Here is a 26,925-nt window from a genome sequence, read left to right on the forward strand (position 1 = left end):
GGTCAACGGTCCCGTGACGAATGGAGTCCGCCGTGAGTGCGCTCTTCGAGCCCTACACCCTGCGCGAAGTGACGATCCCCAACCGGGTCTGGATGCCCCCGATGTGCCAGTACTCGGCCGCACCGGAGGGGCCGTCGGCCGGCGCCCCGGGCGACTGGCACTTCGCCCACTACGCGGCCCGGGCGGCCGGCGGAACGGGGCTGATCATCGTGGAGGCCACCGCGGTGTCGCCGGAGGGACGGATCTCCCCCTACGACCTGGGCATCTGGAACGACACCCAGGTCGAGGCGTTCCGCCGGATCACCGGCTTCCTGAAGAGCCAGGGGACGGTACCGGGCATCCAGCTCGCGCACGCCGGCCGCAAGGCGTCGACCGAACGGCCGTGGAACGGCGGGGCACCCCTCGGAGCCGAGGCCCACGGCTGGCAGCCGCTGGCGCCCAGCGCCCTCTCCTTCGACGACCGGCACCCAGTGCCGGCCGAGCTGACCGTCGATGAGATCCACGCGGTGGTCGGCCGGTTCGCGGACGCGGCCCGCCGGGCCCTGGACGCCGGTTTCGAGATCGCCGAGATACACGGCGCCCACGGCTATCTGATCAACGAGTTCCTCTCCCCGCACTCCAACCGGCGCACCGACGCCTACGGCGGCTCGTACGAGAACCGGGTGCGCTTCGCGCTCGAGGTGGTCGACGCGGTGCGGGCGGTGTGGCCGGACGGCAATCCCCTGTTCTTCCGCATCTCCGCCACCGACTGGCTGGAGAACGGGGGCTGGACGGCCGACGACACCGTGCGCTTCGCGGCCGAGCTGCACGCCCACGGCATCGACCTGCTCGACGTCTCCACCGGTGGCAACGCCTCGGGCGTGAGCGTGCCGACCGGGCCCGGATACCAGGTGCCGTTCGCCGCACGGGTGCGGACCGAGACACCGATGCCGGTCGCCGCCGTCGGCCTCATCACCGAAGCCGAACAGGCGGAGAAGATCCTCGCCAACGGCGAGGCCGACGCGGTCCTGCTGGGCCGCGAACTGCTGCGCGACCCGGCCTGGGCCCGGCGCGCGGCCCGCGAACTGGGCGGTGCGGTGCACGTGCCGGACCAGTACCACCGGTCCGTCTGAGCGACCGGCGGTGGGCGGCGGCTCGCCGGGCCGTCTGAGCGGCCGACGACCGGCGGACGGTGGCCTGTGGCCTGTGGCCTGTGGCGGGCCGCTGGGCCGCTGCCGGCCACTGATGGGCCGACTGCGGGCACCGGCCGCAACCGAGGGCCGGCGTCCGCCGACTCACGGCCGCCGATCGGCGACCTACGACCGCCCGCCGACGACTGCCCACTGACCACGGACCACGGGCGGCAGGCGGCAGGCGGCAGGCGGCAGGCGGCAGGCGGCAAGGATTCTTGCGGTCGCCGGTTCGCTGCCGACGACGGACTTCAGGCCCACGTCTGTGTCTTCGGCAGCAGTCGTGCCACCGTCTCCTCCACGCGAGGCAGCACCCGTTGCCCCGCCAGGGCCAGGGCGATGGCCACGGCGACGCCGGCCCAGGCGACCGGGCCCAGCGGGGTGCAGCCGAAGAGGCGGCTGACGCCCGGGGTCTGGACCAGGGCGACCAGCGCGAGACCGGAGCCGAGGGACGTCACCCGGACCAGGGGGCTGTCGCGGCGGTCGAGCAGAGTCTGGGCGAGCTGGGTGCCGACCACACCGCACAGGGCCATGGTGCCGTCCCGGCGGACGGTGCCGGGCGTGAAACGGCCGATCAGCCAGGCCGTGACCGCACCCAGGCACGTGGTCAGGGCGCGGTGGCGGATCTGCCGGATCAGCTGGTTCCCCAGGACGCCGCCCGCCGCGTCCTCGGGCGAGCCGGCCCTGGCCTGTTCGGCGGTCTCCTTCGGCGTCACCGCCACCGCCATCGCCGGGAACAGGTCCGTGAACAGGTTCACCATGAGCATCTGACGGGTGGACAGCGGCGCCCGGCCCGACACCAGTGTGCCGAGGATGCCGAAGCCCACCTCCCCCGCGTTGCCGCCGATCAGGATGGCGATGGCGTCGGCGACGCTGTGCCACAGGGCGCGGCCCTCGCCGATGGCGTCGATCAGCACGGTGAGATCGTCGTCGGTGAGGACGATGTCGGCGGCGTTGCGCGCGGCCGCCGAGCCGCGCGCGTTGATGCCCACTCCGATGTCGGCGGCGCGGATGGCCGCCGCGTCGTTGGCCCCGTCGCCGACCATGCCGACCACCCGGCCTGCGTCCCGCAGCGCCTCGACCACCTGGAGCTTCTGCTCGGGCGCGACCCGGGCGACGACGCCGGCGTCCCGCAGCATCCTGGCCCGGGCCGACCGGTCCGCGGCGGCCAGTTCGTCCCCGGTGACCACGGTCGTGTCCTCGGGCCAGCCCAGTTCGGTGGCGATCGCCCGGGCGGTCTGCGGGTGGTCGCCGGTGAGCATGACGGGGCGTACGCCCTCTTCGTACAGACCGCGCACAAGGGCCGTGGAGGTCTCGCGCGGCACGTCCGACAGGGCCAGCAGACCGGTGAACTCCAGGTCTCGCAGCGCTTGTTCGAGGGCGTCGGCGTCTTCCTCGTCCTCGGCGAGCCGCCGTTCGGCCACCGCCAGGACCCGCAGTCCGCCGCCCGCCAGCGCGTGCGAGGTCTCGGCGGCGTGGGAGGGAAGACCGGAGCAGGCGGGCAGGACGGTCTCCGGGGCGCCCTTGACGACGAGCACGCGTGGGCCGTCTCCGGCGCGGCCGACGGCGGCCGCGTACCCGCGGGCGGCCTCGAAGCCGAGGCTTTCGAGCTGTTCCCAGTCGGGGTCGGGTCCGGCCGCGTCGAGGACGGCCTCGTCGGTGGCGTGCACCGGCCGGTCGGAGTCGCCGTTCAGCCGGGGGCAGGCCCGCGCCGCGGTGCGCAGGGTGTCCGCGGAGGCCTGGTCGCCCACCGCGTGGACCCTGCCACCGGCGTCCGACGCCCGGACCAGGCGCAGCCGGTTCTCGGTGAGCGTGCCCGTCTTGTCGAAGCAGATGGTGTCCATCCGGCCCAGCGCCTCAAGCGAGCGCGGAGTGCGGACGAGGACGCCACCGCGGCTGAGCCGCCGGGCCGCCGCCAGCTGCGCCACGGTGGCCACCAGCGGCAGGCCCTCGGGCACGGCGGCCACCGCGACGGCCACGCCACCGCTGACCGCGTCACGGATGGGGGTGCCGCGCAGCAGCGCCAGACCCGTCACCGCCGCTCCGCCCGCCAGGGTCAGCGGCAGTGCCTTGCGGGTGAGGTCCTGCAGCCTGGCCTGTACTCCGGTGGCCGGGGGCCTGCGCGCGGCGAGATGCACGGCGCGCGCCGCCTCGGTGCGGTCGCCGGTGTCCACCACGACGGCCCGGGCCTGTCCGGCCACCACGGTGGTGCCCTCGAAGACCATGCAGAGCCGGTCGGCGACCGCTGCGTGCGGAGTCGGGTCGGTCTGCTTGTGCACCGGCAGGGACTCCCCCGTCAGCGCGGACTCGTCGACCTCCAGGCCCTCCTCCCACAGCAGGCGCGCGTCGGCTGGCACCACGTCGTCGCCCTTGAGCTCGATCACGTCGCCGGGCTGCAGCTTTCCGGCGTCGACGGTACGGGGGCCGCCGACCGGGGCCTCGGTCTCCGGCGGGGCGAGGCGGGCCTTGCGCTTCTGCTCCGCGAGCAGTCCGGACAGCGCCCGCTCGGCGCGCAGCCGCTGGAAGCCGCCGACCAGGGCGTTGAGGTCGAGAGCGCCGACGACGAGCAGGGCGTCCATGACGGAGCCGAGGATCGCCGACGCGGCCGAACCGACGGCCAGCACGGGGGTGAGGGGGTCGTGGAGTTCGCCGCGCACTGCCTGGCCGAGCTGGTAGCTCCAGCGTGCCGGGCCGAGGGCGGGGTGCCCGGTGATGGCGCCGACCGCCTTGCGGGCCCGGGCGGTGGCCCCCTGGCGCGGGGTCGGTTCGGCGGCGGGTTCGTGCTCGAGGCGTTCCTGGGCCTCGTCCGAATCCAGTTCGTGCCAGTGCACGCGCGGGCGCGGGTGGGGGCTGCGGGCGGTCGCGACGGCGAGTGCGGCGCGGGCTCCGGAGAGCAGGGCGGCGGCCGCGGCGGCGTCGACGGGCGCGTGCCGCAGTCCGGGCAGTACGGCGCGGCGTCCGCGTCCGGCCTTGGACTCGCCGATGGCCACGAGCAGCCCGGAGAGCGCGGCGCCGGACCGGGCGAGGGTCTGGGCCCGGTGGCCGATGGCGCGGGCGGCCGGGATCGCGGTGAGGACCCGCCACACGTCGGGCAGGCCGTGCAGGGCGAGGATGTCCGCGCCCCAGAGAACGGCCCCGTCGCGGTCGGTGAGGGCGACGGCGATGTCGCTGGCGCGCAGCCCGGCCAGGACGGCGTGGTCGTCGGCCGACCGCATTCGGGCGACGGTGAGCACCGCGCCCTCGTCCTCGTCGCCGCGCAGACCGCGGACGACGTCGTCCAGCGGCCTTCGGGCGTCCACGACCTGGTCCGCGAGCCCGGTGAAGTCCTCCAGGGCCGGGTCGTCCACCACGACGACCCTGAGTCCGGCGCGGCGGGCCGCGTCCAGGACCGGCTCGGCCCACGGGTCGGCCTCGCCGTCCTCGGTGCGCAGCGCGCTGGGGTGCAGAACGACCGTGCCGGCCATCTCCAGTTGCCGCAGCCGTTCCGGGTCGCGGACCAGGGCGCCGGTCCGCGCGAGGGTGGTGCTGAGTACGGCGTGGAAGGCTGCGGGGCCGTAGCGGGCGGCCTTGGGCGAGCCGGCGAGGACCGCCTCGGCCGCCTCGGCCGCGTCGTGCTTGACCAGCAGGGTCACCGCCGCGCCCAGCAGACTGCCGGCGGAGGCGTGGTTGGCGTACTCCTGGGCCGGGGACAGGCGCAGGGGCGGGCGCGAGGAGTCGTCGGCGGGGACGCTGATGCGGTCCGGTGAGCAGAGCTGGTCGTGGACGGAGTCGAAGGCGGCCGAGCGGGCCACCGTCTCGGCCAGCTGGCAGGCGCGCAGCGCTCCGTCCAGGATCAGCGAGGTGGGTGACTGGCCCGCGCCGTGGACGGCCGCGTTGGCGCAGGCCAGCAGGAGGTCCATGCGGGAAGTGCCCAGCCGGGCGCGCAACCAGGCACGGAAACGGGGGTTTTCCCGCAGCAGCGTCACGGTGGCGGTCAGCATGCGGGGGGACGGCGGCAGGCGCATGGAGTAAGCGGTGAGTCCTGCGGCGATGCCCGCCACGTCGGCCGCGAGCGTGGCCGCGGCCGCCCGCACCCCGGCGGGGTCGGCCGGATGGGTCGTCTCCTCCGGGTCCCCGGCCGCCAGGGCCAGTCCGTGCCGGGCGGCGAGATCGGCGGCGTGGTCCACGACCTCGTCGGCGACCTCGTCCTCGGTCACGGTGACGACCAGGCGCGCGAGTCCCTGGTCCCAGTACGCGAAGAGCACGTCGGGCCGCTCGGCCAGCGCGGCGGCCACGTGCCGCGCCAGGTGTTCCCTGCCGCCGCCGCGCCGGACCGCCTCCGGTTCGGCGGCGCTCAGCCTGAGGTGGGCCCGTGCACCGGACCGCCAGTGGTCCTCGGCGCCGGGCAGCGCGGCCCGGGCGACCCGAGCGACGCGGGCGACGGCGTCGGCGCCGCGTACGCCGGCCCGTGCCGTCCCGGCCACGGCGCCCGCGGCCACCCCGACCACCGGCGCGGTGGCCCGTGCGAGCAGCCGGGGCGCCGCGGGCAGCAGCCGGGCGGCGGCCGACGGCGCAGTCAGCAGACCGGGCACCATGGCGCGCCCTCAGAGGGTGGTGCGGTCGGGTCGCGCCGTCGGGCCGAGAGGTCCGGTGGACGCCCGGCTCTTCGAGGACTTGCCCCGGCCCGCGGCGGCTGCCGTGGGCCTTTTCTGCGGGATCTGTTCGCCTGCTCCGGTCTCCTGCGCGGATTCGCGGGTCGCGGTGCCGCGCTTCTTCGCTGACTTGCGGGACGTGGCGATGGGGGTGGGGGTGGGGGTGTCCGGTGTGGGGCTCGTGAGTGCTGTGGTGTCCCGTGCGGGGCCCGGGACCGCTGTGTCCTGGCCCGTCGGCTGCCCGGCGCCGTCCGTGGGCCGTTCGGGTCGGGGCTGGGTGAGCCAGGCCACGGCCGCTCCGGTGAGCGCGACCGGCCATTCCACCACCCCGGCGACCCCGAGCACCCCGGCCCCGGTGTACACGGCCAGTCGCCGGCCCCGCGGCGACACCGCGCCGACCTTGTCCAGCGTTCCGTGTGCGGCCCTGCCCACCACCCCGGCGCCCGGCACCCTCCGCAGCATCGAGGCCGCGCCGTGCAGGGGTGCCGCAAGGGCCGACGACGACTTCTGCTCAGCCATGACTCTCCTCGCCTGGGGTGAGATCGCCTTCGTGGCCGTCGGGTGCCCGCAAGCGTGCTGGTCATCCCGTCTTTCCCAGGGAACGTCACGGACCGCGCCCGCGCCACCGGGCTCCTCCGTGCCGCGGAGCGGCCCGGCGGTCCCAGGACCACCGAACAGGTCCGCCCAAAGGATCTGGCGGCCCCTCTTCGACCGCCCTTTCCCCAGCACGCAACTGGCCGAATGTCGACTTGCGACCGACCAGCACGGCTTCAGGCACCGACGGTCACACCGATCGCGCGGCCGTTCCGCATGACGTGCCTAATTCACGCATACGGCATTCACGATTCACGCATACGACTCATCACGTCCTCCCGAAGGGGACACCCGCATGGGTACTGCCCCACGTACACACGCCCAGGAGTCCGCCCTGGCGGCGGACGTGGCCGCTGCCGTCACCGGCGGCGGGCACACCGGGATCTGGCAGGCGGGCGCACCTTCACCAGCCCGCCCTACGGCTGCACCGCCGAGCCGGCCTCTCGCCGGGTCGCCTCGGTGACGGTGCGCGCGGGCACCGGAAAGCTGTGATCGCTCCCCACCCGACCACCGGCCGGCCACACAGCCACCAGCCGGCCGCACGGCAGGGAAACGGGACATGCCTTCTGCGGCATCGCTTCCGCCCCGCCCCACCGCGGGGCCGCTCCCCCTTCACCGCTTGGCGCGGCCGAGCATCTCCTCGGTCAGCTCCCGCTGGTAGTCGGTGTAGGCGGCGCGCAGCGCCGGCCCGGGCCAGTCGGCGGGCAGCAGCGCGGCCGGCAGGACGGGATCGGCCAGCAGGTGCCGTACGACGGCCGCGAGGGCCGTGAAACGGTCGGCCGGCCGGTCGGCGCGCGCCACGTGCGCAAGCAGTGCCCGGGCCGTCGCCGCCCACGTGTCGACCGGCCACAGACTCGCGGCCAGGTCACGGGCGGGCACGTCCGGCCGGGCGGTGAAACGCCGGACCACCGGGTCGAGAGCGCCGGGCCAGGGGCGGCGCAGATTGGCGGGGCGCAGCCAGACGCCCTCACGCAGTTCGGCGAGCCGCAGGGCGGTCAACCTGGCGCGCAGTTCGGCGCGTTCGGCGGGGCCGCGGCCGGTCGCCGTGACGACGGCCATCTCCCACTCCCCGTCCCAGCGCAGGGTCTCGGGGTGCACGGCGCCGTCCTGGCGGCGCTGGCGCTCCAGCAGCCGGTCGCTGAGGCCGTAGACGGTGTCCGAGCGCCGCAGGTCTCCGGCCGCCACCATCCGGCTCAGCGCCGCACGCAGGGTGGAGCCGCCGACGCCGATGGGTTCGACGGCGCGTACCAGGTCCTTCACCGGCAGCTCGGGCGGATGGGTGCCCAGCAGCAGGCTGAGGACGACCGACCGCGCGGACAGCGGCCGCAGGTCGACTCCGGCGGACTCCTGGGGGGCGTTCATGGTCACGTACTGTACGGACTCGCCTTTGTTGCATCATTGCTACGATCGTGGAAAAGATGCAACACTGGCCGCATGGCCTCGACACTCGCGCACGAGCAGCAGGATCAGCACCGACAGACCGTCCGGGGGACCACCCACGACGTCACCAACCAGGCCCCTCCCCTGACCCCCTACGACGCGTCCGAGGACGTGGCCCTGCTGGAGGGCCTGCGCCGGGAAGGCGCCGAGTGGGCCGAGGAGGGCGTGCGACGGCTCGGGGCGCTGGCCGGCAGCCCGGAGGCGCAGGAGTGGGCCGAACTGGCCAACCGGCACGAGCCGGAGCTGCGCACCCACGACCGCTACGGCAACCGGGTCGACGAGGTCGAATTCCACCCCGGCTGGCACCACCTGATGCGTACCGCGGTCGCCGAGGGGCTGGCCGGCGCGCCCTGGGCGGACGACCGGCCCGGCGCCCATGTCGCCCGTACCGCGGGCGGGTTGGTGTGGGGACACACCGATGCCGGACACGGCTGTCCCACGTCGATGACATACGCCGCCGTACCCGCCCTGCGCGCCCAGCCCGAGCTCGCCGCCGTCTACGAACCGCTGCTGACCAGCCGGGTCTACGAGCCCGGCCTGCGGGTGCCGGCCGAGAAGCGGGGTCTGCTGGCCGGCATGGGGATGACGGAGAAGCAGGGCGGCTCCGACGTGCGGACGAACACCACGACGGCCGCGCCGACCGCCGAGCCGGGCGTGTACACCCTGCACGGCCACAAGTGGTTCACGTCGGCGCCGATGTGCGACGTCTTCCTGGTGCTGGCGCAGGCCCCGGGCGGTCTGTCCTGCTTCCTGGTGCCGCGCGTCCTGCCCGACGGCACCCGCAACACCTTCCGCATCCAGCGGCTCAAGGACAAGCTGGGCAACCGGTCCAACGCCTCCTCCGAGCCCGAGTTCGACGAGACCGTGGCCTGGCTGGTCGGGGCCGAGGGGCGGGGCGTCAAGACCATCATCGAGATGGTCAACTGCACGCGTCTGGACTGCGTGATGATGTCGGCGGCGCTCATGCGCAAGACGCTCGTGGAGGCGGGTCACCACGTACGGCACCGCAGCGCCTTCGGCGCGCTGCTGATCGACCAGCCACTCATGCGCAACGTGCTGGCCGACCTCGCGCTGGAGTCGGAGGCCGCCACGACGCTGACGCTCCGGCTGGCGGGTGCGGCCGACCGTGCGGTGCGCGGGGACGGCGAGCGGGGGAACGAGGCGGCCTTCCGTCGGATCGCGACCGCGGTCGGCAAGTACTGGGTCACCAAACGGGGTCCGGCCTTCACCGCGGAGGCGCTGGAGTGCCTGGGCGGCAACGGCTACGTGGAGGAGTCCGGCATGCCCCGCCACTACCGTGAGGCGCCTCTGCTGTCGATCTGGGAGGGTTCGGGGAACGTCAACGCCCTGGACGTGCTGCGGGCGCTCGGCCGCGAGCCCGGCGCCGCGGAAGCGCTGTTCGCCGAACTCGCCCTGGCCCGGGGGGCCGACGCCCGGCTGGACGCGGCCGTGACCCGGATCAAGGACGGGCTGGGCGAGGCGTCCCCGGTGGGGGCGCGCCGCCTGGTGGAACAGATGGCCCTGGCCCTCCAGGCCTCCCTCCTGGTGCGGCACGCCCCGCCGGCCGTCGCCGACGCCTTCTGCGCGACCAGGCTGGGCGGCGACTGGGGGCACTCCTTCGGCACCCTGCCGGCCTCGGCCGACCTCGACACGATCCTGGAGCGGGCACTGCCGGATCCGGGGTGACGGACGCGGCCGGCCGGGCCACCGGGCCGTCGACTTGCCGCTCCGCCGGGCCACCAGGCCACCGGGCCCCCGGCCCACCGGGCCACCGGGTTACCAGGCCCCCGGGCTACTGGGCTACCAGGCCCCCGGTCTGCTGGGTCGCCGGACTGCCGGAACAGCCGGTGGGTTTGCCGTGGTCCGCCGGCCGCCGTCCTCGCCGTCATCTGGTCCTCGCCATCCTCTGGTCCTCGCCGTCCTCTGGTCCTCGCCGTCCTCTGGTCCTCGCCGTCCTCTGGTCCTCACCAGGTCTTGCGGCCCCACAGCGGGCCGAAGCGTGCCCACTCCGTGTCCCACTGGTCCATGCGCCGGCGCTCCAGGCGGCCGCGCAGGACACGGCCGGCGACGAAGGGGACGGCGGCGCCGCTCACTCCCACCAGGCCACCGATCACCACGGCCCGCGTGCGGGCCTGGGCGGCCGTGGCGGGCCTGGTGACCAGCCGGCCCTGGGAATCGGTCCAGACGGTGACCGGGGTGCCGACGGCGCTGCCGGGCCGCACCCGGGCCTGGCCGGCGTGGGAGGTGCCGTCCGTGGCGGTCCAGCGCACCTTCGCCCAGACCCGGAGGGCGGTGTCGGTTCCGCCGGTTCCCCGAGTCGTCACGCCGGTCGCTTCCGTCACTTGCTTCGCTTCCGCCGCCCGCGTGACTTCCGGACTTGCTGTTTCCCCGGGCGACGTGGGTGGTTGCGGGGTCGGCGAGGTTTCCCGCGGGTGAGCCGGGCGCCTGTTCGGTCACGAGCGCCACCGTGGGCCGCCAGTCGAGGCGCTCCCGGGCCAGGCCGTGCTCCACACCCCGGGTCGCCGTCCATCCGGCGAGCACCCCGGCGAGAACGGTGAGCAGCCAGGCACCGAGCACGACCCAGGCCTCCACCGCGTCGGCGCGGCGTTTGAGCGGATTGCGGCGCCACCGCCACAGCCACACCTTCGGACCACGGAACGCCATCGAAGGCATCCTCCTCACAAGCGCACGGACATGCCGGACCGCCCTCCCATACGGGAGACGACTCCTCGATGCTCACGGCGAGTTCCCCGACTCCGCGCTCGTAAGGGTCCCGCGTCCGCGCGCCGTACCGGGCGAAGCCACGGCGAACAGCCCCGGCGTGATCCTTCGCTGTTCCCGCAGCGCCGCTGTGACCTGCGCGGACGTCGTCGCGGAGGTGGCTGTCAGTGGTGGGGTGCAGACTGGCCGGTGTCGGGACAAGGGCGTCCGGACGAAGACTTCGCGGAGGTGATCGGCATGACCGAGGTACTGCTCGCCGTGGGCACCCGCAAGGGCCTGTTCATCGGGCGGCGGCGCGGTGGCGCCTGGGAGTTCGACGACGGTCCCTGCTTCAACGCCCAGGCCGTGTATTCCGTCGCCATCGACACCCGCGGCGGCACCACGCGGTTGCTGGCAGGCGGCGACAGCTCGCACTGGGGACCGTCCGTGTTCCACTCCGACGACCTCGGCCGCACCTGGACCGAACCGGCCCGGCCGGCCGTGAAGTTCCCCAAGGACACGGGCGCCTCCCTGGAGCGCGTGTGGCAGCTGCACCCGGCCGCGGCCGAGCCGGAGGTGGTCTACGCGGGCACGGAACCGGCCGCGCTCTACCGCTCCGAGGACCGCGGCGAGAGCTTCGAGCTGGTGCGCCCGCTGTGGGAGCACCCCACCCGGTCGAAGTGGGTGCCGGGCGGCGGAGGTGAGGGCCTGCACACCGTGGTGACGGACAGGCGCGACCCCAGGGCCGTCACGGTCGCGGTCTCCACCGCCGGGGTGTTCCGTACGACCGACGGCGGAGCGAGCTGGACGCCCTCCAACTCCGGGGTGTCCGCCGTGTTCCTGCCGGAGCCGAACCCGGAGTTCGGCCAGTGCGTGCACAAGGTCGCCCAGGACTCGGCCAACCTCGACCGGCTGTATCTGCAGAACCACTGGGGGGTGTACCGCAGCGACGACAGGGGCGCGCACTGGACGGACATCGGCGAGGGTCTGCCGTCGACGTTCGGCTTCGCCGCTGCCGCCCATCCGCACCGCGGTGACACCGCGTACGTCTTCCCGATCAACGCCGACGCCGACCGGGTGCCCGCCGATCACAGGTGCCGCGTGTTCCGCACGGCGGACGCGGGCAAGAGCTGGGAGCCGCTCACGGCCGGGCTGCCGCAGGAGGACCACTACGGCACCGTGCTGCGCGACGCGTTGTGCACCGACGACGCGGACCCGGCGGGCGTGTACTTCGGCAACCGCAACGGCGAGGTGTTCGCCTCGGCGGACGACGGCGACAGCTGGCAGCAACTGGCCTCGCATCTGCCGGACGTGCTGTGCGTGCGCGCGGCGGTGATCGGTTGAGCACGCCCGCGTCCCTCGAGGCCGTCAACACAGAGGAGGAAAGCAGCCGTTCACCGCAGACGTCGGTCCGGTCGTCTTCGGTCGGCCTTCGGCCACCGCGTGATCGTCGCCCCACGCACGGCAGTAGGGTGACGCCCGTGGCACCACGACCCTTGCATGAAATCGTCGAACCGGGCTGGGCGAAGGCCCTGGAACCCGTGGCCGGAAGGATCGCCGGGATGGGCGACTTCCTGCGCGCGGAGATCGCCGCGGGACGCACCTACCTACCGGCCGGGGCGAACGTCCTGCGCGCCTTCCAGCAGCCCTTCGACGACGTACGTGTCCTCATCGTCGGGCAGGACCCGTACCCCACTCCGGGGCACGCGGTGGGGCTGTCGTTCTCGGTCGCGCCCGAGGTACGCCCGCTGCCCGGCAGCCTGATCAACATCTTCCGGGAGCTCAACAGCGACCTGGGGCTGCCGCAGCCGTCCAGCGGCGATCTGACGCCCTGGACCCAGCAGGGCGTGCTGTTGCTCAACAGGGCGCTCACCACGGCCCCGCGCAAGCCGGGCGCCCACCGCGGCAAGGGCTGGGAGGAGGTCACCGAGCAGGCCATCCGGGCGCTGGCGGCGCGCGGAAAACCGCTGGTGTCCATCCTGTGGGGCCGCGACGCCCGCAACCTCCGCCCGCTGCTGGGCGATCTGCCCTCGGTGGAGTCCGCGCACCCCTCCCCCATGTCGGCCGATCGCGGCTTCTTCGGCTCCCGCCCGTTCAGCCGCGCCAACGACCTGCTGATCAGGCAGGGAGGACAGCCGGTCGACTGGCGCCTGCCGTGACAGGACGGGCGGAGACCGGCGCGTCGGGTTTCCTCGCGGTGGACTCCGGCGGCTCCGGACTCCGGGTCGTCGTCGGTGTACCCGGGCGTGGGCCACTGGCGCAGCGGGCGTCCGGGGAGCCGGTGCGCACCGGTGCCCGGGGGATCGACCCCGGCCATCTGATGGAGCAACTGGTGCCTTTGGTCCGGGCCTTGTCGGCCGAGACCGGGGTGGCGCGGCTGGAGACGGCCGTCGTCGGAGCAGCCGGGTTCGCCACCCTGGGCGACGCCCTGCGCGCCGAACTGCCCGGCGCGCTGGCGCGGGAACTGGGCGTGCGGACGGTCGCGCTGGTCGCCGACGCGGTCACCGCCTACGCCGGCGCCCTGGGGCCACGGCCCGGCGCCGTGATCGCCGCCGGGACCGGTCTGATCGCGATCGGCACCGACCTGGCGCAGTGGCGTCGCGCGGACGGCTGGGGCCATCTGCTCGGCGACTGCGGCAGCGGGGCCTGGATTGGGCGGGCCGGCCTGGAGGCCGCGCTGCGCGCCCACGACGGACGGGACGGCGGCTCGGCGGCGCTGCTGGCCCGCGCCGAGGCGATGTTCGGGCCGATGCCGGAACTGCCCGGCCGGCTCTACCCACGTTCCGACCGCGCGGCCGTGCTGGCCTCCTTCGCACCCCAGGTGGCGGCCTGCGCGTCCGACGACGCCGTCGCCGCCGGTGTGCTGCGTGCGGCGGCCCGGCACATGACCGATTCGGCCGCCGCGGTCTGCCCGCCCACGGGCGAGGCCAGGATCGCGTTCACCGGCGGCCTGTTCAAGCTGGGCGACCCGCTCGTCGTACCGCTCGAACAGGAACTGGCCACACGTCTGCCGCACGTCCGGCGCGTTCCGGCCGAGGGCGATCCGTTGCACGGTTGCGAGCGGCTGGCCGCCGATCTGGCCCGCGGCGTGCTCGCCCTGCCGGCCGACGAGAAGATGTTGTACGTCCCACCCCCACAAGGGGATTGATCCCCCACATCCCGATGTGTCGGTGATGTGGGGGACAAGTGCGCCCGTGCACCGGTCGAGTTGTCGCATCCGGTCCGATTGTGCACATCGATCAGTTCGGATCGGTACGTAACTCATCAGACAAAACCGGACGGATACCGCTCACCTGCACCCTCCCCGAACAGAGGAACCGGGAAAACCAGTAACATGCGGCGCCATGAGCTCCCCCACTGGGCCCGCGTCCGGCCTGCCAGTACGAATGCCGCGCCCCCGCCAGCCCGGACGGCACCGCCGACCCGAACCGCTGGCAGCTCCCGAGGGCGCGCCCGCGCTTGTCCTCGTGGTGCCGGGCACGCCCGGCGCCGCCACGCGCAGCCTCGCCGACGAGGTCGTGAGCATCGCCCGCTCCGAGCTCCCCGGCCTCGACGCCCGCATCGGGTACCTGGACGGGGACGACGCGGACTTCCCGACCCTGCAGTCCGTGCTCGCGCACGCGGCCGACGAGCGGGCCGCCCGTTACGAGCAGGCCCTCGCCGCAGGCGTGGAGGTCAAGGAGCCCGACGGTCCGGTTGCGGTGGTCGTGCCGCTGCTGGCAGGCCCGGACAACGCGCTGCTGCGCCGGGTCCGTCAGGCCGTCATGGACAGCCGGGTCGCCGCCGAGCTGACGGACGTGCTCGGCCCGCACCCGCTGCTCGCCGAGGCGCTCCACGTGCGGCTGTCGGAGGCGGGTCTGGCCCGCGCCGACCGCGCCCGTCTGTTCACCGTGGCGACCGCCGCGGACGGCATCATCCTGGCCTCGGTCGGCGGCGAGGAGGCCGTGCAGGCGGCCGGGATCACGGGCATGCTGCTCGCCGCCCGTCTCGCCGTGCCGGTGATGGCCGCCGCCCTCGACCAGGAGGGCTCGATCGCCACCGTCGCCGAGCAACTGCGTTCCTCGGGCTCGCAGCAGCTGGCCCTGGCGCCGTACCTGATCGGCCCGGAGATCGACGCGGAGCTGGTCCAGGCCGCCGCCCAGGAGGCCGGCTGCGCCGCCGCGGAGCCTCTCGGCCCGTACCCGGCGATCGGCAAGCTCACCCTGGCCAAGTACACGACCGCCCTGGGCATCGCGCCCCCGCAGCAGCCGCAGGGCACGCCGGCCCGCTGACCTGCGCATCACCGCCGTACAGCGAAAGGCCCGTTTCCGAAGACAGACGGAAGCGGGCCTTCGGCGTATCGCCGTGCCGCCCTGCCGCCGCGTCGCCCTGCCGTCCTACCGCCCTGCCGTCCTACCGTCCTGGCGAACTGCCGTCCTGCCGCCTTGCCGCACTGATGAAGGCCCCGTACGGTGCCCGCGCCGTCCCGGGCCGTCGGAACGGCGATCAGTCGAAGATCACGCAGGACGCCGCCGTCACCGCGATGGCGCCGGCCCGCTCGGGCAGCCCCGTCTCCGGGTCCAGGGCGAACCAGGTCACGTCCCCGGAACGCTCGTTGGCGACGTACAGGAAGTCGTCGCAGTGCGCGAGCGCCCGCGGCCAGTGGCCTCCGCACGGGACCGTAGCGACCAGTCGCAGCCGTTCCCCGTCCGCCTCGGCGGCGAACGCGGACAGCACGTCCTCGCCGCGCGTGGCGATCCACACGAACCGGCCGTCGGGCGCGACGACGACGCCCGAGGGGTGGGCGTCCCCGGCCGGAGCGTCCGGCAGCACCGGCGTCTCGGCCAGCGGCTTGAGCGAGCCGGCCTCGGGGTCCCAGCGGCAGACGGTGACGGTGGGCGTGAGCTCGTTGACGACGTAGGCGTACCCGCCGCCCGGATGGAAGGCCAGGTGGCGGGGGCCGGAGCCGGGACGGAGCGCCGTCTCCCGGTGCAGGACCGGCTTCCCGCCGGTCAGCGTGCACACGCGCACGGAGTCCGTGCCGAGGTCGACGCTGACGGCCCAGCGGCCGCTCGGGTCGGGCTGCACCTGGTGCGCGTGCGGACCTCGCTGGCGGCGTTCGTGCGGGCCGGAGCCGGTGTGCCGCAGCACCCCGGAGGGAGCGTGGGCGAGACGTCCATCGGCGCGGACCGGGACGGCGCTGACGCTGCCGGAGCCGTAGTTGGCGGTGAGGACGTGCCCGTCGACCAGGCTCAGGTGGGTGGGGCCGCTGCCGCCGACCCGCACGGGCGGCCCGGTGAGCTCGACCGTCTCGCCCTTCACCCGGTACGCGGCCAACGCACCCTCGGCCGTCTCGCTGACCGCGTAGAGCGTGCCGCCGTCGGACGACAGGGCGAGGTAGGAGGGGTCGAGCACGCCGTCGACGCTGCTCAGCACGGTCAGCGCGCCGCCGTGCTCGGCCACGGCCGCGGTGACGACACCGGGGCCTCCCGCCGCCGTGAACGACCCGATGAACGCCCGCCGTCGCCGCCTGCCGCCGTCTGTCACCGCTGTCCCCTCTCGGTCGACCCGTTCGGGGTGACGGTAGCAGTCGATCATGCGCGGTCTAGACCAAGCTGGGGGCGCGCCCTGTATCGGTGGGCCGCGGGACGGAGGCCGATGGGCGGGCACCCTCGGAAGGCCGTCGCCCGAAGCAGCCCGCGGCCTCGGCCACCGGTTGCGCGGCGCCCAGCGATCAGGCACCGACCAGCGGTGAACCCGACGGTGTGCGCAGGGGGGCGGCCAGTTCCGCCAGGGCCCGCTCCAGGCCGTGGAGGTGAGTGAGGGCGCGGGCGGGACCCGCCGTTGCCGGCCGGGCAATGCCGGCGGTGATGTGTTCGGCTCCGGCCGTTTCCCGAGCGCGGGCGGCCTCCCCGGTCCCCCCGGCCTCTCCGGTCCCCCCGGCCTCCTGTTCGATGAGCGCCTCCACCGCGGCCTCGACCCGCCAGCACGCGGCGGCCAGACGGGCGTCGTGGGAGGCTTCCGGATCGGCGGCGACGGCGACCAGGCCGCGGATCTCCCGGGCGCAGTCGTCCAGCAGGGCGAGCACCTGGCGGGCCCGGCGCTTGCGGCCGAGCATCGGGTTCAGCGGGTGGACGAGCGGGGCGACGGAGAGCCGTACGCGGCCGAGCAGCTGCTCGAGTTCGGCCACGCGGGGTGCCGGGCCGGCCTCCGGGACGCCCGCGAGCCGGGCGGTGGCCTCCGCGGTGCACGTGTGGACGCAGCGCAGGGCCCGCTGGATCCAGGCGTCGGTGACGGCATGGGTGGTGACGGGCAGCACGAACAGCACGGCCAGCCAGGCGCCGAGCGCGCCGACGGCGGTCTCCCCCAGCCGCAGGGCGAGCAGGCCTGGGCTGAGGACGCCCAGGAGGCCGTAGAGCGACTCGGTGAGGACCGTGACCCACAGCATCATCCAGGTGTAGGACACGGCGGCCGTGTAGAAGATGCCGAAGACGCAGACGGCGACGACGACGGCGGTGGGGAGCGCGGCGCCGTGCAGCGGTACGACGAGGACGCCGAGGCCGATGCCGATCACCGTGCCGAGGACCCGGCGGAAGCCGCGGACCAGCGTCTCGCCGCGCGAGGCGGTGTTCACGAAGATCCACCAGGTGGCGCCGACGGCCCAGTACCAGCGCTGTCCGGACACCAGTTGGCCCACGACGAGCGCGAAGCCGGCGCCTGCGGTGGCCTGGACCGCCTGCCGGGTGGTCACCCGGGCCAGTCCGGTACCGCCGGGCACGGCGGGCACGGCGGCCGGGGGCAGCCGGCGCTCGTAGCACCACAGCCCGAAGCGCACCGCAGCCGCGGTGAGGACGGACAGCAGCACGGCGGCGGTCAGCTCGGGCAGCTGTCCGGTCGTGGCGTGCAGGAACTGCGCCGCGAAGAAGGTCATGAACGCGAACACACCGAGACTGTGGCCGCGCGGCCCCCAGCGGCGCGCATAGACACCCGCGCCGACGACGGCGAGGAAGGCGAGGTCCCGTACCACGGGGTGGTCGTGCAGCTCGGCCGCGGCGGCCAGGACGGGCAGGCCGGCGACAGGAAGCAGTGCGGTGGTGACCGCCTGGCCGCGGACCGTGGGGTCGGTCACGGTGAACAGGGCGAGCAGCGCGGCGAGCCCACCGGTGACGGCACCCGCAAGGGAGTGTCCGGCCAGGCCGCTGACGGCGACCGCCAGGCCGATGCCGAGGACGGCCCGGGTGGCGAAGCGCAACCGGATCCGACCCGGGTCCGGAGCCACGAACGCCCTCTTCACCACTGACTACCGCCCCCTCGAAGACCCGGCACACCGGCATGAAAAAGGCGCCGCGGGGATCCGCAGCGCCATCGACATGGCCATCACAGCATCATTACCGCCTCTGGCTCAAGTGTCCATTGCGGCACTGGGCCATTGGCATACTGCCACCAAGGGAAATGGCGACGACGACGGGCCAATGGACGACACCGCCTGGTCCATCACCACCGCGCTGTGCTGAGCCATTGGTACAGTCGGGATCGATCACCGACCCACGAGGAGACCGGCACCGCCATGGCCGTGGACGAACTCGACACCCGCATCCTGAGGCTGCTGCTTGAGCAGCCGCGCACCAGCGTGCGCGAGTACGCCCGCATCCTCGGTGTCGCCCGTGGCACGCTCCAGGCCCGCCTGGACCGTCTCGAACGGGACGGCGTGATCACCGGCACAGGCCCCGTACTCTCCCCCGCCGCGCTCGGCCACCCGGTGCTGGCGTTCGTGCACATCGAGGTCACCCAGGGCCACCTGGACGACGTCGGGGACGCGCTGGCCGGCGTCCCGGAGATCGTCGAGGCGTTCTCGATCACCGGCGGCGGCGATCTGCTCACCCGGGTCGTCGCGCGCGACAACGCCCATCTGGAGGATGTGATCCAGAAGCTGATCAGCCTGCCGGGCGTGGTCCGCACCCGCACGGAGGTGGCGCTGCGCGAACGGGTCCCGCACCGGCTGCTGCCGCTGGTGGAGTCGATCGGCCGCACCGCGCGCCAGTGATCCCGCCGCCCGGACGGCACGCGGCGGCAGGCGCGGCGCGGTCACGTCGTCGGGACCCGGAGCCCGGCGGCGACCTGTGCGCGAGCATCCCTGGCACGCAGGTTACGACCTGCGGCGCGGCCTGCCCCGCTTGCCGCCCTTGGCGCCACCCCCGGCACCTGAGCCTCCGGAGCCGCCCCGTGAGCTGCGGGCCGTCGTCTTGCCGGAACCGCCCGTGCCCTGGCCCGCGCGGCCGCTTCCCTGGCCCGTACGGGCCGTCGATCTACCCGCCCCGGGCTTGCGGCGGGCGCCGGACCCGTCGGAACGCTCGGCCTGGGACTGGGCCGAAGCCTGGCTCTGTGCCTGACTGCGTCCTCGGGTGCTGTTGACCGTCCGGCCGCGGACGATGCCGATGAAGTCCTCGACCCGATCGGTGTGCGCCTCCTCCGGCCACGACAGCGCGACGCTCGACTGGGGGGCGTCGACGACCGGCCGGTAGGTGAGGTCCCTGCGGTGGTGCAGGCGGGCCAGGGACTGCGGGACGACGAGCACGCCCACGCCCGCCGCCACCAGTTCGACGGCGTCCTCCGTGGTGGCGGGACGCTCGAAAGCGGGCTCCCCGGGCGGCTGATCCCAGCCGAGGACGTCGTCGAGCGGGTGGAGGACGACCTCGTCGGCCAGGTCCTCGACGGACACCTCGTCGGCGGCCGTGATCAGGTGGTCCTTGGGCACGACGACCACCGTCGTCTCGGTGTAGAGGGGGATCGCGCTGAAGAACGTACGGTCCACCGGCAGCCGTACGATCCCCGCGTCCGCCGAGCCGCCGCGCAGCGCCCCGGACGCCTCGGCGGCCGGGACCTGGAGGAGGTCGAGGGGGACGTCGGGCAGGCGCTCGTTCCAGATCCGCACCCACTTGGCGGGCGTCACCCCGGGGACGTACGCGAGCCGGAACGGGGAGGAGCTTTCCGAGCCTGTCACGCCGCCAGGTTACCCGGCGTGGTCGGACCCCTCGCCCGCGGTCGATAGTCTGGACACCATGAAGTCGCACCAGACCGCCCAGACGATGAAGCCCGCCACCGCGGCGAAGAAGCTGGGTGTGTACCTCCCCGCCACGCCCACCGAGTTCCAGGAGGGCGCCGTCTCGCGCGCCGAGCTCAACGAGCTCCAGGCGAACCCGCCCGAGTGGCTGCAGGAGCTGCGACGCAACGGCCCCCACCCTCGGCCGGTGGTCGCGGCCAAGCTGGGCGTCTCCATCGCCGGCCTCGCGCGCGGTGGGATCACCGAGGCCCTGACCACCGAGCAGATCGAGGCCGTGAAGCAGGACCGGCCCGAGTGGCTGGAGAAGGAGCGCGCCACCCAGGCCGAGGTCCGCAAGGAGACGGCACGTCTGAGGCAGCGGGACGCCGAGCGCGGCGGCGAGCCGCGTCCCTGACCCGGGGACCAGCAACCGGGCTGTCCGACGCACAGTTGCCCGCGCCCCGCCTCCGGCTCCTGGCCTCTCGTGTGTCAGGCGGCGCGGGCGCCGTGCCGCCCCGCCCCGTCCCGGTGAATCGGCGTCCCCGAGCCGGTCAGCGGTATGCCCGTGCCGCCCCGCCGGGTCGCGACGATCTCCGCCGCGATGGACAGCGCGGTCTCCTCGGGTGTGCGGGCGCCGAGGTCGAGGCCGATCGGGGATCTCAGACGGGCCAGTTCCGCTTCGCTCACACCGGCTTCGCGCAACCGCCGTTCGCGGTCCTCGTGGGTACGGCGCGAGCCCATCGCGCCGACGAACGCGGCCGGCATCCGCAGGGCCACCTTCAGCAGCGGGATGTCGAACTTGGCGTCGTGGGTGAGCACGCACAGCGCGGTGCGCGCGTCGGTCGGGGTGGATCGTAGGTAACGGTGCGGCCAGTCGACCACGACCTCGTCGGCCTCGGGGAATCGGGCCCGGGTGGCGAAGACGGGCCGGGCGTCGCACACGGTCACGTGATGGCCCAGGAACTTGCCCGCCCGCACGAGCGCCGCGGCGAAGTCGATCGCACCGAAGACGATCATGCGGGGCGGCGGCACGTTGGCTTCGACGAGCAGCGTGAGGCCGCCGGGACAGTGCGATCCGTCCTCCGAGAGGTCCACCGTGCCGGTGCGTCCGGCGTCCAGCATCGCCCGGGCCTCGGCCGCCGCGGTCCGGTCCAGCTCCGGGTGCCCGCCGAAGCCGCCTTCGTACGACCCGCCGTGCGAGCCATGGCTCGCACGGTCCTCCATGCCGCCGGCCGTGCCACGGTCCGTGCTCCCGTCCGTGCTCCCGCCCGGGCTCCCGTCCGTGCTCTCGCCCGGGCTCCCGCTCGCCCTCTGGTCCGTGCTCTCGTCCGGGCTGTCGGGGCGCACGAGGAGGGCCCTGCCCAGGAGGCCGGCCGGTCCCCGGACTACCCGGGCGACGGCCGCCGGCTCGCTGCGGACGGCGGCCGACAGCGCCGCCCGGAGCACCGGCCTGACAGGGGCCCGGGCGTCGACCGGGGTGACCATGACGTCGATGATCCCGCCGCAGGTCAGCCCGACGGCGAAAGCGTCCTCGTCGCTGTAGCCGAAGCGCTCGAGTACGGTCCGACCGTCCTGGAGCGCCTGCACGCACAGTTCGTACACCGCTCCCTCCACGCAACCGCCGGAGACCGAGCCGATGACCGTGCCCTCGCTGTCGACGGCGAGGGCGGCGCCGGGACCGCGCGGCGCGCTGCCCCCGACGGCCACCACGGTGGCGACGGCGAAGTCCCGGCCCTCCTCGATCCAGCAGTGCAGCTCACCGGCGATGTCAAGCATTCGGCACCCCTGTGGCCGCCCGCAGTACGCGGTCGGGCCGGATGGGCAGGTTCCGGTGCCGGACTCCGGTCGCGTGCCAGACCGCGTTGGCGATCGCCGCCGCGGCACCCACGATGCCGATCTCCCCGATGCCCTTGATCCCGACCGGGTCGTCCGGGTCCGGGTCGTCCACCCAGTCGGCCTCGATGTGCGGTACGTCGGCGTGCGTGGCGACGTGGTAGCCGGCGAGGTCGGCGCCGTAGTGGCCGCCCGACGCCCGGTCGCGGACCGCCTCCTCGTGCAGGGCCATGGAGATGCCCCAGGTCATGCCGCCGACGAACTGGTTGCGCGCGGTGAGCGGGTTGACGATCCGGCCGGCCGCGAAGATTCCCAGCATCCGGCGCACGCGCACCTCGCCGGTGGTGACGTCGACGGCGACCTCGGCGAACTGCGCGCCGAACGAGTGGCGTTCCTTCCGCGCGAGGGCGCCGATGGCCTCCGTGGTGTCGGATCGCACCGTGATGCCCTCCGGCGGGACGTCGGCGCCCAGCGTGAGCCGTTCTCGCAGTTCGCCGGCCGCGGCGGTGACCGCCCAGGCCCAGGAGCGGGTGCCCATGGAACCGCCGGCGATCATCGCCGGCCCGAAGTCGCTGTCCCCGATCCGCACCCGGATGCGGTCCGGCGTGACCTCCAGGGCGTCGGCGGCCACCAGGGTCAGTGCGGTGCGGGCGCCGGTGCCGATGTCCGCCGCGGCGATACGCACGGTGAAGGTGCCGTCCGCCTGCGCCGTCACGACCGCGGTGGACGGTGCGGCACCGGCGCCGAAGGACGCGGCCGCCGTGCCGGTGCCGAGCAGCCAGCGCCCGTCGCGGCGCAGGCCGGGGCGCGCGTCCCGGCCCGCCCAGCCGAACCTGCGGGCGCCCTCGCGGAAGCAGGCGGCCAGGTTCCGGCTGCTGAAGGGCAGCCCGGACACCGGACCCCGCTCGGGCTCGTTGCGCAGACGCAGTTCGATCGGGTCGAGTCCGCACTTCTCGGCGAGTTCGTCGAGCGCCGACTCCAGGGCGAAGGACCCCGGTGCCTCGCCCGGGGCACGCATCCACGTCGGGGTCGGCACGTCCAGCCGTACGACGAGATTGGCGGTGTGGTGGGCGTCGGCGTCGTACATCACCCTGGCCGGGCCCGAGCTCGGTTCGACGAACTCGCGCACGGTGGAGGTGAGGTTGAGGGAGCGGTGCTCCAGCGCCCGCAGCCTCCCCTCGGCGTCGGCGCCGAGCCTGATCCGCTGCGTCGTGGGACTGCGGTAGCCGGCCAGCGAGAACATCTGACGGCGGGTCATGACCACCCGCACGGGACGCTGGAGGACGGTCGTGGCCATCACGGCGGCCACCTGGTGCGCGCGCACCGACTTGCTGCCGAAGCCGCCGCCGACGTGCTCGGAGCGCACCCGCACGGCGGCCGGGTCGAGCGAGAACAGCTTCGCGAGCTCGCCGACGACCCAGGCGGCGCCCTGGTTGGAGTCGACGACCTCGAGCCGGCCGCCGTCCCAGCGGGCCGTCGCCGCGTGCGGCTCCATCGGGTTGTGATGCTCTTCGGGGGTGGTGTACTCGGCGTCCAGGACGACGGCGGAGGCGGCCAGTTCGGCCTCCAGGTCGCCCTTCTCGGCCACCGCCGGCATGTACCCGTCCACGGGGTGGGCGCCGGGGTGTTCCCCGTCGAAGGCGACGTCGTGCGGCTCCTGGTCGTAGTGCACGACGAGGGTCTCGGCGGCCTCCCTGGCCTGCTCGGACGTCTCGGCGACGACCAGTGCCACCGGCCAGCCCAGATGCGGCACCCGGTCGTGCTGGAAGAGGGCGCAGGTGGGGTCCGGCGGAACGCCCATCATGCCGACGAAGTCGGTGTCGACACGCGGGGCGTTCTCGTGGTGCAGCACGGCCAGGACGCCCGGCATGCCGAGGACGGGAGCGGTGTCGACCGAGCGGATGCGGCCGCGGGCGACGGTGGACAGCACCAGCCAGCCGTGGGCCAGATCGGCGAAGGGAATCTCTCCCGCGTAGCGGGCGGCTCCGGTGACCTTTTCCAGGCCCTCCACACGGGTGTGCGCGGTGCCTACGAACGCCGTGGAGGAGGTCTTCGCCGTGGTCGAGGGGGTGGCGGTGGTCATCGGTCGGCCTCCTCGGTGAGTTCGGTCAGCACGGCCACCACGAGGTTGCGCATCAAGGTCACCTTGTACGCGTTGTGGGGCAGCGGCCGGGCGGCCGCCAGTTCGGCGTCCGCGGCGGCGGCGAACGTCCCGGCGTCGGCCGGTGCGCCCGCCAGCACCCGCTCGGCCGCCCGCGCCCGCCACGGCCGGGATGCCACGGCGCCGAGGGCCAGGCGAGCGTCGTGCACTACGCCGTCCCGGACGTCGAGGGCGGCGGCGACCGACCCGATCGCGAAGGCGAAGGAGGCGCGCTCGCGCACCTTCCGGTAGCGCGAGTGGGCGGCGGCCGGGACGGGCGGCAGGACCACTCCCGTGATCAGCGCCCCCGGCGGCAGGGCGGTCTCCCGGTGCGGCGTGTCGCCCACGGGAAGGTAGAAGTCGGCCAGCGGCAACTCACCCGGCCCGTCGGCGGTTGCGTAGCAGACCACGGCGTCGAGGGCGGTCAGCGCGACACCCATGTCCGAGGGGTGCACGGCCACGCAGTGCTCCGAGGCGCCCAGGATGGCGTGGTTGTGGTGCTCGCCCTCGATCGCGGGACAACCGCTGCCGGGGAGCCGCTTGTTGCACGGCTTGGACACGTCGGTGAAGTAGCCGCAGCGGGTGCGCTGGAGCAGATTGCCGCCGATGGTGGCCATGTTGCGCAGCTGACCGGAGGCGCCGGCCAGTACCGCCTGTGTCAGCACCGGGTAGTGGCGGCGCACTTCGGGGTGGGCTGCCAGGTCGCTGTTGGTGACGGTCGCGCCGATGCGCAGGCCACCGTCCGGTGCCGGCTCGATCGCGTCGAGGGGCAGTTCGCGTACGTCGACCAGGCGCGCGGGCCGCTCGACACCGGTCTTCATCAGGTCGACGAGGTTGGTGCCGCCGCCGAGGAATCGGGCGTCCGGGTCGGCGTCCAGGAGCGCGACTGCGCCCGCGACGTCGTGGGCCCTGTGATAGCCGAACTCCCTCATGCCACCGCCTCCGTGGTCCCCGTGATCCCCGCGGTCCCCGTGATCCCCGCGGTCCCCGTGGTTCCCACGGTCCGCCCGCCCTGCGTCGCCTCCTGCCGTGTCCCGGCCGCCCGGGCGACCGCCTGGACGATCGACACATAGGCGCCGCAGCGGCACAGGTTGCCGCTCAGGCGCTCCCGGATCTCCTCGGCGGTCAGCGGTGGGGGTCCCGCTTCGGGCCGTACGTCGTCGGTGACGGCGCTCGGCCAGCCCGCCGCATGCTCCTCGAGCACCGCCACGGCCGAACAGATCTGCCCGGGCGTGCAGTAGCCGCACTGGTAGCCGTCGAGGTCGAGGAAGGCCTGCTGCACGGGATGCAGCCGGTCCCCCTCGGCCACGCCCTCGATGGTGGTGATCTCGCGCTCCTCGGCGGCCACGGCGAGCTGCAGGCAGGACACGGCCCGGCGGCCGTCGATCAGTACCGTGCAGGCGCCGCACTGGCCCTGGTCGCAGCCCTTCTTGGTACCGGTCAGATCGAGACGCTCGCGCAGTGCGTCGAGCAGGGTGGTGCGGTGGTCGACGGACAGCGTGTGCTTCTCGCCGTTGATGTTCAAGGTGATGGCGCTGGACGTCGATGGATCCATGATCAGCTTCTTTCGCGTATCCGGAACACGTCGAGAAAACGGCCTGGCAGACGGACGGATCAGGAGGGGATGAGAATTCGAAGTCGGGAGCATCGGGGCACTGGGGGCGCCGGACGTGGCGAAAAGGCCTGGGGCGCCACTATCGTGGGACTCAACCGGACAACTGTCCGTTCACAGAACGCTACCGGACACCTGTCCGCTTAGCAAGACCGGGTTCGGCGACGCACCCGAAAGGAGGACGAGTGCAGCAGAAGAAGGAGGGGGACCCTCCTTTGCGCTCCGACGCGCAGCGCAACCGCGAGCGGATCCTGGAAGTGGCGCTGGCCGAGCTGACCCGCTGCGCCGACACCCCGCTGAGCGTGATCGCCAAGAAGGCGAGCGTGGGACAGGGCACCTTCTACCGCAACTTCCCCAACCGCGAGGCGCTCGTCCTGGAGATCTACCGCCACGAGATGCATCAGGTCGCCGACAGCGCGGCCCAGCTGCTGGAGGGCCGGGAACCCGACCGGGCGCTGCGGGAGTGGATGGACCACCTGGCCCGGTTCGCCATGACCAAGGCCGGCCTTGCGGACGCGATCCGCCAGGCCACCGGCGCACCGGGCAGCCCGGCGAAACCCGGACCCAGCCCGGTGACCGCAGCAGCCGAACTCCTGCTCCGCGCCAACGAGGAGGCCGGCACCATCCGTCCGGGCGTGAGCGCGGACGACTTCGTCCTCGCCATCGCCGGCCTCTGGCAGCTCGACCCCCACACCGACTGGCAGCCGCGCGCGGCCCGGCTCCTTGACCTCGTCATGGACGGCCTGCGCACCGGAGCGGCCGGACGTCCCGCCGACTAGGGTTCGGCCGAACGGTTCAGCGAAAACACGCCGGTGATTCCGGCGATTCGGGGAGGCTTGCATGACCGAGGCGTTGGTGCTGGGTGGCGGCGGTGTCGGAGGCATCGCGTGGATCACCGGGCTGCTGACTGGGCTGGCGGACGCAGGGCAGGACGTGACCGGGGCGGACGTGATCGTGGGCACCTCCGCCGGGTCGACCGTCGCTGCCCAGCTGGGCAGCGGGCTGCGCCTTCAGGAGTTGTACGCCCGGCAGGTGGAAGCCGCGCTGCAGGCCGCCGAACTCATGGCCGAGATGGACCTGGAGGCCTTCGCCGCGGAGCTCGGCACGGCCCTGGACGGCGGGGCCACCATTGCGGAGATGCGCCGCGCGGTCGGGACGTTCGCGCTGCGCGCCACGACCGTGCCGGAACCGGAGCGCAAAGCGGTGATCGAGTCGCGGCTGCCTGCCCACGGCTGGCCGGCGCGGAAACTGAGGATCGTGGCGGTGGACGCCGAGAGCGGACAGCCACGGGTGTTCGACAACACGTCCGAGGTGAGTCTGGTCGACGCCGTGGCGGCGAGCTGCGCCGTCCCGGGCGTATGGCCGCCCGTGTCCATCGGCGGCCGCCGGTATGTCGACGGCGGCGTCCGCTCCATCGCCAACGCCGACTACGCCGAGGGCGCTTCGCGCGTGCTGGTGGTCGTACCGATGGGAACGGTCGAGCCGTTCCCGAGCGACATGCCGTTGGAGCGGTCGGTCGAGGACCTGCGGGCGAAGGGCGCCGAGGTCGCGGTCGTCGAGCCGGACGAGGTGTCAAGGGCTGCGTTGGGCGCCAACCCGCTGGACCCGGCCACGCGCCGGCCATCCGCAGAGGCCGGGCGCGCGCAGGGGCGTGGACTGACCCTCGAGTGGACCCGCGCCTGAGCCGCCCGGCCGTCGCGTGCCCGTGGCCCCCTGCCTCCCGGCGGACCGTCGCCTTGACCAGGACGCGGCGGCGCGGCGCGGGAAGCATCCCTCCCCGATGTGCG

The 26,925-nt window shown here is 74.0% G+C and carries 21 protein-coding genes and 1 pseudogene; 11 read left to right on the forward strand and 11 right to left on the reverse strand.

Annotated elements, in window-relative coordinates:
• The first annotated feature begins 32 nt into the window (after positions 1-32).
• Positions 33-1,112, forward strand: a complete 1,080-nt coding sequence (locus ACH4UM_RS19400) for an NADH:flavin oxidoreductase/NADH oxidase (protein ID WP_398180424.1) — start codon at positions 33-35, stop codon at positions 1,110-1,112.
• Positions 1,113-1,420: 308 nt separating this feature from the next.
• On the opposite strand, the gene ACH4UM_RS19405 is transcribed toward ACH4UM_RS19400, so the two are convergent.
• The 3 genes from ACH4UM_RS19405 to ACH4UM_RS19415 all read right to left on the reverse strand — a co-directional run bounded on the left by ACH4UM_RS19405 (position 1,421) and on the right by ACH4UM_RS19415 (position 7,756).
• Complete coding sequence (locus ACH4UM_RS19405) at positions 1,421-5,743, reverse strand: cation-translocating P-type ATPase (protein WP_398180427.1); 4,323 nt, start codon at positions 5,741-5,743, stop codon at positions 1,421-1,423.
• A gap of 9 nt (positions 5,744-5,752) precedes the next feature.
• Positions 5,753-6,319: a hypothetical protein gene (locus tag ACH4UM_RS19410; RefSeq protein ID WP_398180430.1), complete on the reverse strand. Its 567-nt coding sequence runs from the start codon at positions 6,317-6,319 to the stop codon at positions 5,753-5,755.
• Positions 6,320-7,006: 687 nt separating this feature from the next.
• Positions 7,007-7,756, reverse strand: a complete 750-nt coding sequence (locus ACH4UM_RS19415) for a PaaX family transcriptional regulator C-terminal domain-containing protein (protein WP_398180433.1) — start codon at positions 7,754-7,756, stop codon at positions 7,007-7,009.
• Between the two features lie 72 nt (positions 7,757-7,828).
• On the opposite strand from ACH4UM_RS19415, the gene ACH4UM_RS19420 reads away from it, so the two are divergent.
• A complete protein-coding gene (locus ACH4UM_RS19420; RefSeq protein ID WP_398180436.1) occupies positions 7,829-9,520 on the forward strand; it encodes an acyl-CoA dehydrogenase family protein in 1,692 nt (563 codons plus the stop codon).
• A 278-nt stretch (positions 9,521-9,798) separates the two neighbouring features.
• On the opposite strand, the pseudogene ACH4UM_RS19425 reads toward ACH4UM_RS19420, so the two are convergent.
• A pseudogene (locus ACH4UM_RS19425) lies at positions 9,799-10,498 on the reverse strand (hypothetical protein).
• Positions 10,499-10,792: 294 nt separating this feature from the next.
• Here ACH4UM_RS19425 and ACH4UM_RS19430 point away from each other — a divergent pair.
• The 4 genes from ACH4UM_RS19430 to ACH4UM_RS19445 all read left to right on the forward strand — a co-directional run bounded on the left by ACH4UM_RS19430 (position 10,793) and on the right by ACH4UM_RS19445 (position 14,805).
• Entirely contained in the window at positions 10,793-11,878 is a 1,086-nt protein-coding gene (locus tag ACH4UM_RS19430; RefSeq protein ID WP_398180439.1) for a WD40/YVTN/BNR-like repeat-containing protein, read from the forward strand.
• 137 nt (positions 11,879-12,015) lie between these two features.
• Entirely contained in the window at positions 12,016-12,693 is a 678-nt protein-coding gene (locus tag ACH4UM_RS19435) for a uracil-DNA glycosylase (protein ID WP_398180440.1), read from the forward strand.
• Complete coding sequence (locus tag ACH4UM_RS19440) at positions 12,690-13,682, forward strand: N-acetylglucosamine kinase (protein ID WP_398180443.1); 993 nt, start codon at positions 12,690-12,692, stop codon at positions 13,680-13,682. The genes ACH4UM_RS19435 and ACH4UM_RS19440 overlap by 4 nt, the downstream gene beginning before the upstream one ends.
• Positions 13,683-13,878: 196 nt before the next feature.
• On the forward strand, positions 13,879-14,805 hold the full coding sequence (locus tag ACH4UM_RS19445; RefSeq protein ID WP_398180446.1) for a sirohydrochlorin chelatase: 927 nt from the start codon (positions 13,879-13,881) through the stop codon (positions 14,803-14,805).
• 214 nt (positions 14,806-15,019) lie between these two features.
• On the opposite strand, the gene ACH4UM_RS19450 is transcribed toward ACH4UM_RS19445, so the two are convergent.
• Both ACH4UM_RS19450 and ACH4UM_RS19455 read right to left on the reverse strand, forming a co-directional pair.
• Positions 15,020-16,060 carry a lactonase family protein gene (locus ACH4UM_RS19450; RefSeq protein WP_398180449.1) on the reverse strand — a complete coding sequence of 347 codons (1,041 nt, stop codon included), beginning with the start codon at positions 16,058-16,060 and terminating at the stop codon, positions 15,020-15,022.
• Positions 16,061-16,247: 187 nt separating this feature from the next.
• Entirely contained in the window at positions 16,248-17,810 is a 1,563-nt protein-coding gene (locus ACH4UM_RS19455; protein ID WP_398180452.1) for an FUSC family protein, read from the reverse strand.
• On the opposite strand from ACH4UM_RS19455, the gene ACH4UM_RS19460 reads away from it, so the two are divergent.
• Both ACH4UM_RS19460 and ACH4UM_RS19465 read left to right on the forward strand, forming a co-directional pair.
• The gene (locus ACH4UM_RS19460) at positions 17,752-18,027 is read left to right on the forward strand and encodes a hypothetical protein (protein WP_398180628.1); all 276 of its coding nucleotides are present in this window, start codon (positions 17,752-17,754) and stop codon (positions 18,025-18,027) included. The genes ACH4UM_RS19455 and ACH4UM_RS19460 overlap by 59 nt on opposite strands.
• Positions 18,028-18,080: 53 nt before the next feature.
• The gene (locus ACH4UM_RS19465; RefSeq protein WP_398180455.1) at positions 18,081-18,557 is read left to right on the forward strand and encodes an Lrp/AsnC family transcriptional regulator; all 477 of its coding nucleotides are present in this window, start codon (positions 18,081-18,083) and stop codon (positions 18,555-18,557) included.
• A 102-nt stretch (positions 18,558-18,659) separates the two neighbouring features.
• Here the strand turns inward: ACH4UM_RS19465 and ACH4UM_RS19470 are convergent, their stop codons facing one another.
• Positions 18,660-19,514 carry a LysR substrate-binding domain-containing protein gene (locus ACH4UM_RS19470; RefSeq protein ID WP_398180461.1) on the reverse strand — a complete coding sequence of 285 codons (855 nt, stop codon included), beginning with the start codon at positions 19,512-19,514 and terminating at the stop codon, positions 18,660-18,662.
• Positions 19,515-19,572: 58 nt separating this feature from the next.
• On the opposite strand from ACH4UM_RS19470, the gene ACH4UM_RS19475 reads away from it, so the two are divergent.
• Complete coding sequence (locus ACH4UM_RS19475) at positions 19,573-19,968, forward strand: DUF5997 family protein (RefSeq protein WP_398180464.1); 396 nt, start codon at positions 19,573-19,575, stop codon at positions 19,966-19,968.
• A 74-nt stretch (positions 19,969-20,042) separates the two neighbouring features.
• Here ACH4UM_RS19475 and ACH4UM_RS19480 read toward each other — a convergent pair whose 3' ends face one another.
• The 4 genes from ACH4UM_RS19480 to ACH4UM_RS19495 are packed head-to-tail and all read right to left on the reverse strand — an operon-like array spanning position 20,043 to position 25,081.
• Complete coding sequence (locus ACH4UM_RS19480) at positions 20,043-21,329, reverse strand: XdhC family protein (RefSeq protein ID WP_398180467.1); 1,287 nt, start codon at positions 21,327-21,329, stop codon at positions 20,043-20,045.
• The gene (locus ACH4UM_RS19485) at positions 21,322-23,469 is read right to left on the reverse strand and encodes a xanthine dehydrogenase family protein molybdopterin-binding subunit (RefSeq protein ID WP_398180470.1); all 2,148 of its coding nucleotides are present in this window, start codon (positions 23,467-23,469) and stop codon (positions 21,322-21,324) included. The genes ACH4UM_RS19480 and ACH4UM_RS19485 overlap by 8 nt, the downstream gene beginning before the upstream one ends.
• Entirely contained in the window at positions 23,466-24,458 is a 993-nt protein-coding gene (locus ACH4UM_RS19490; protein WP_398180473.1) for an FAD binding domain-containing protein, read from the reverse strand. The genes ACH4UM_RS19485 and ACH4UM_RS19490 overlap by 4 nt, the downstream gene beginning before the upstream one ends.
• Positions 24,455-25,081: a (2Fe-2S)-binding protein gene (locus ACH4UM_RS19495; protein ID WP_398180476.1), complete on the reverse strand. Its 627-nt coding sequence runs from the start codon at positions 25,079-25,081 to the stop codon at positions 24,455-24,457. The genes ACH4UM_RS19490 and ACH4UM_RS19495 overlap by 4 nt, the downstream gene beginning before the upstream one ends.
• A 242-nt stretch (positions 25,082-25,323) precedes the next feature.
• Between ACH4UM_RS19495 and ACH4UM_RS19500 the strand changes: the two genes are divergently transcribed.
• Together ACH4UM_RS19500 and ACH4UM_RS19505 are read left to right on the forward strand one after the other, a co-directional pair.
• Positions 25,324-25,917, forward strand: a complete 594-nt coding sequence (locus ACH4UM_RS19500; protein WP_398180478.1) for a TetR/AcrR family transcriptional regulator — start codon at positions 25,324-25,326, stop codon at positions 25,915-25,917.
• A 61-nt stretch (positions 25,918-25,978) separates the two neighbouring features.
• Positions 25,979-26,821: a patatin-like phospholipase family protein gene (locus ACH4UM_RS19505; RefSeq protein ID WP_398180481.1), complete on the forward strand. Its 843-nt coding sequence runs from the start codon at positions 25,979-25,981 to the stop codon at positions 26,819-26,821.
• Positions 26,822-26,925: the final 104 nt, after the last annotated feature.

Origin of the sequence: Streptomyces sp. NPDC020801 (assembly GCF_044334385.1) — a bacterium.
Classification (GTDB): Bacteria; Actinomycetota; Actinomycetes; order Streptomycetales; family Streptomycetaceae; genus Streptomyces.

Bases quoted from the DNA above. Each gene is read 5' to 3' on its own strand.
- ACH4UM_RS19405 (WP_398180427.1), bottom strand. From the start codon at position 5,743: ATGGTGCCCGGTCTGCTGACTGCGCCGTCGGCCGCCGCCCGGCTGCTG.
- ACH4UM_RS19415 (WP_398180433.1), bottom strand. From the start codon at position 7,756: ATGAACGCCCCCCAGGAGTCCGCCGGAGTCGACCTGCGGCCGCTGTCC.
- ACH4UM_RS19495 (WP_398180476.1), bottom strand. From the start codon at position 25,081: ATGGATCCATCGACGTCCAGCGCCATCACCTTGAACATCAACGGCGAG.
- ACH4UM_RS19490 (WP_398180473.1), bottom strand. From the start codon at position 24,458: ATGAGGGAGTTCGGCTATCACAGGGCCCACGACGTCGCGGGCGCAGTC.
- ACH4UM_RS19475 (WP_398180464.1), top strand. From the start codon at position 19,573: ATGAAGTCGCACCAGACCGCCCAGACGATGAAGCCCGCCACCGCGGCG.
- ACH4UM_RS19420 (WP_398180436.1), top strand. From the start codon at position 7,829: ATGGCCTCGACACTCGCGCACGAGCAGCAGGATCAGCACCGACAGACC.
- ACH4UM_RS19505 (WP_398180481.1), top strand. From the start codon at position 25,979: ATGACCGAGGCGTTGGTGCTGGGTGGCGGCGGTGTCGGAGGCATCGCG.
- ACH4UM_RS19410 (WP_398180430.1), bottom strand. From the start codon at position 6,319: ATGGCTGAGCAGAAGTCGTCGTCGGCCCTTGCGGCACCCCTGCACGGC.
- ACH4UM_RS19430 (WP_398180439.1), top strand. From the start codon at position 10,793: ATGACCGAGGTACTGCTCGCCGTGGGCACCCGCAAGGGCCTGTTCATC.
- ACH4UM_RS19480 (WP_398180467.1), bottom strand. From the start codon at position 21,329: ATGCTTGACATCGCCGGTGAGCTGCACTGCTGGATCGAGGAGGGCCGG.
- ACH4UM_RS19445 (WP_398180446.1), top strand. From the start codon at position 13,879: ATGAGCTCCCCCACTGGGCCCGCGTCCGGCCTGCCAGTACGAATGCCG.
- ACH4UM_RS19465 (WP_398180455.1), top strand. From the start codon at position 18,081: ATGGCCGTGGACGAACTCGACACCCGCATCCTGAGGCTGCTGCTTGAG.
- ACH4UM_RS19485 (WP_398180470.1), bottom strand. From the start codon at position 23,469: ATGACCACCGCCACCCCCTCGACCACGGCGAAGACCTCCTCCACGGCG.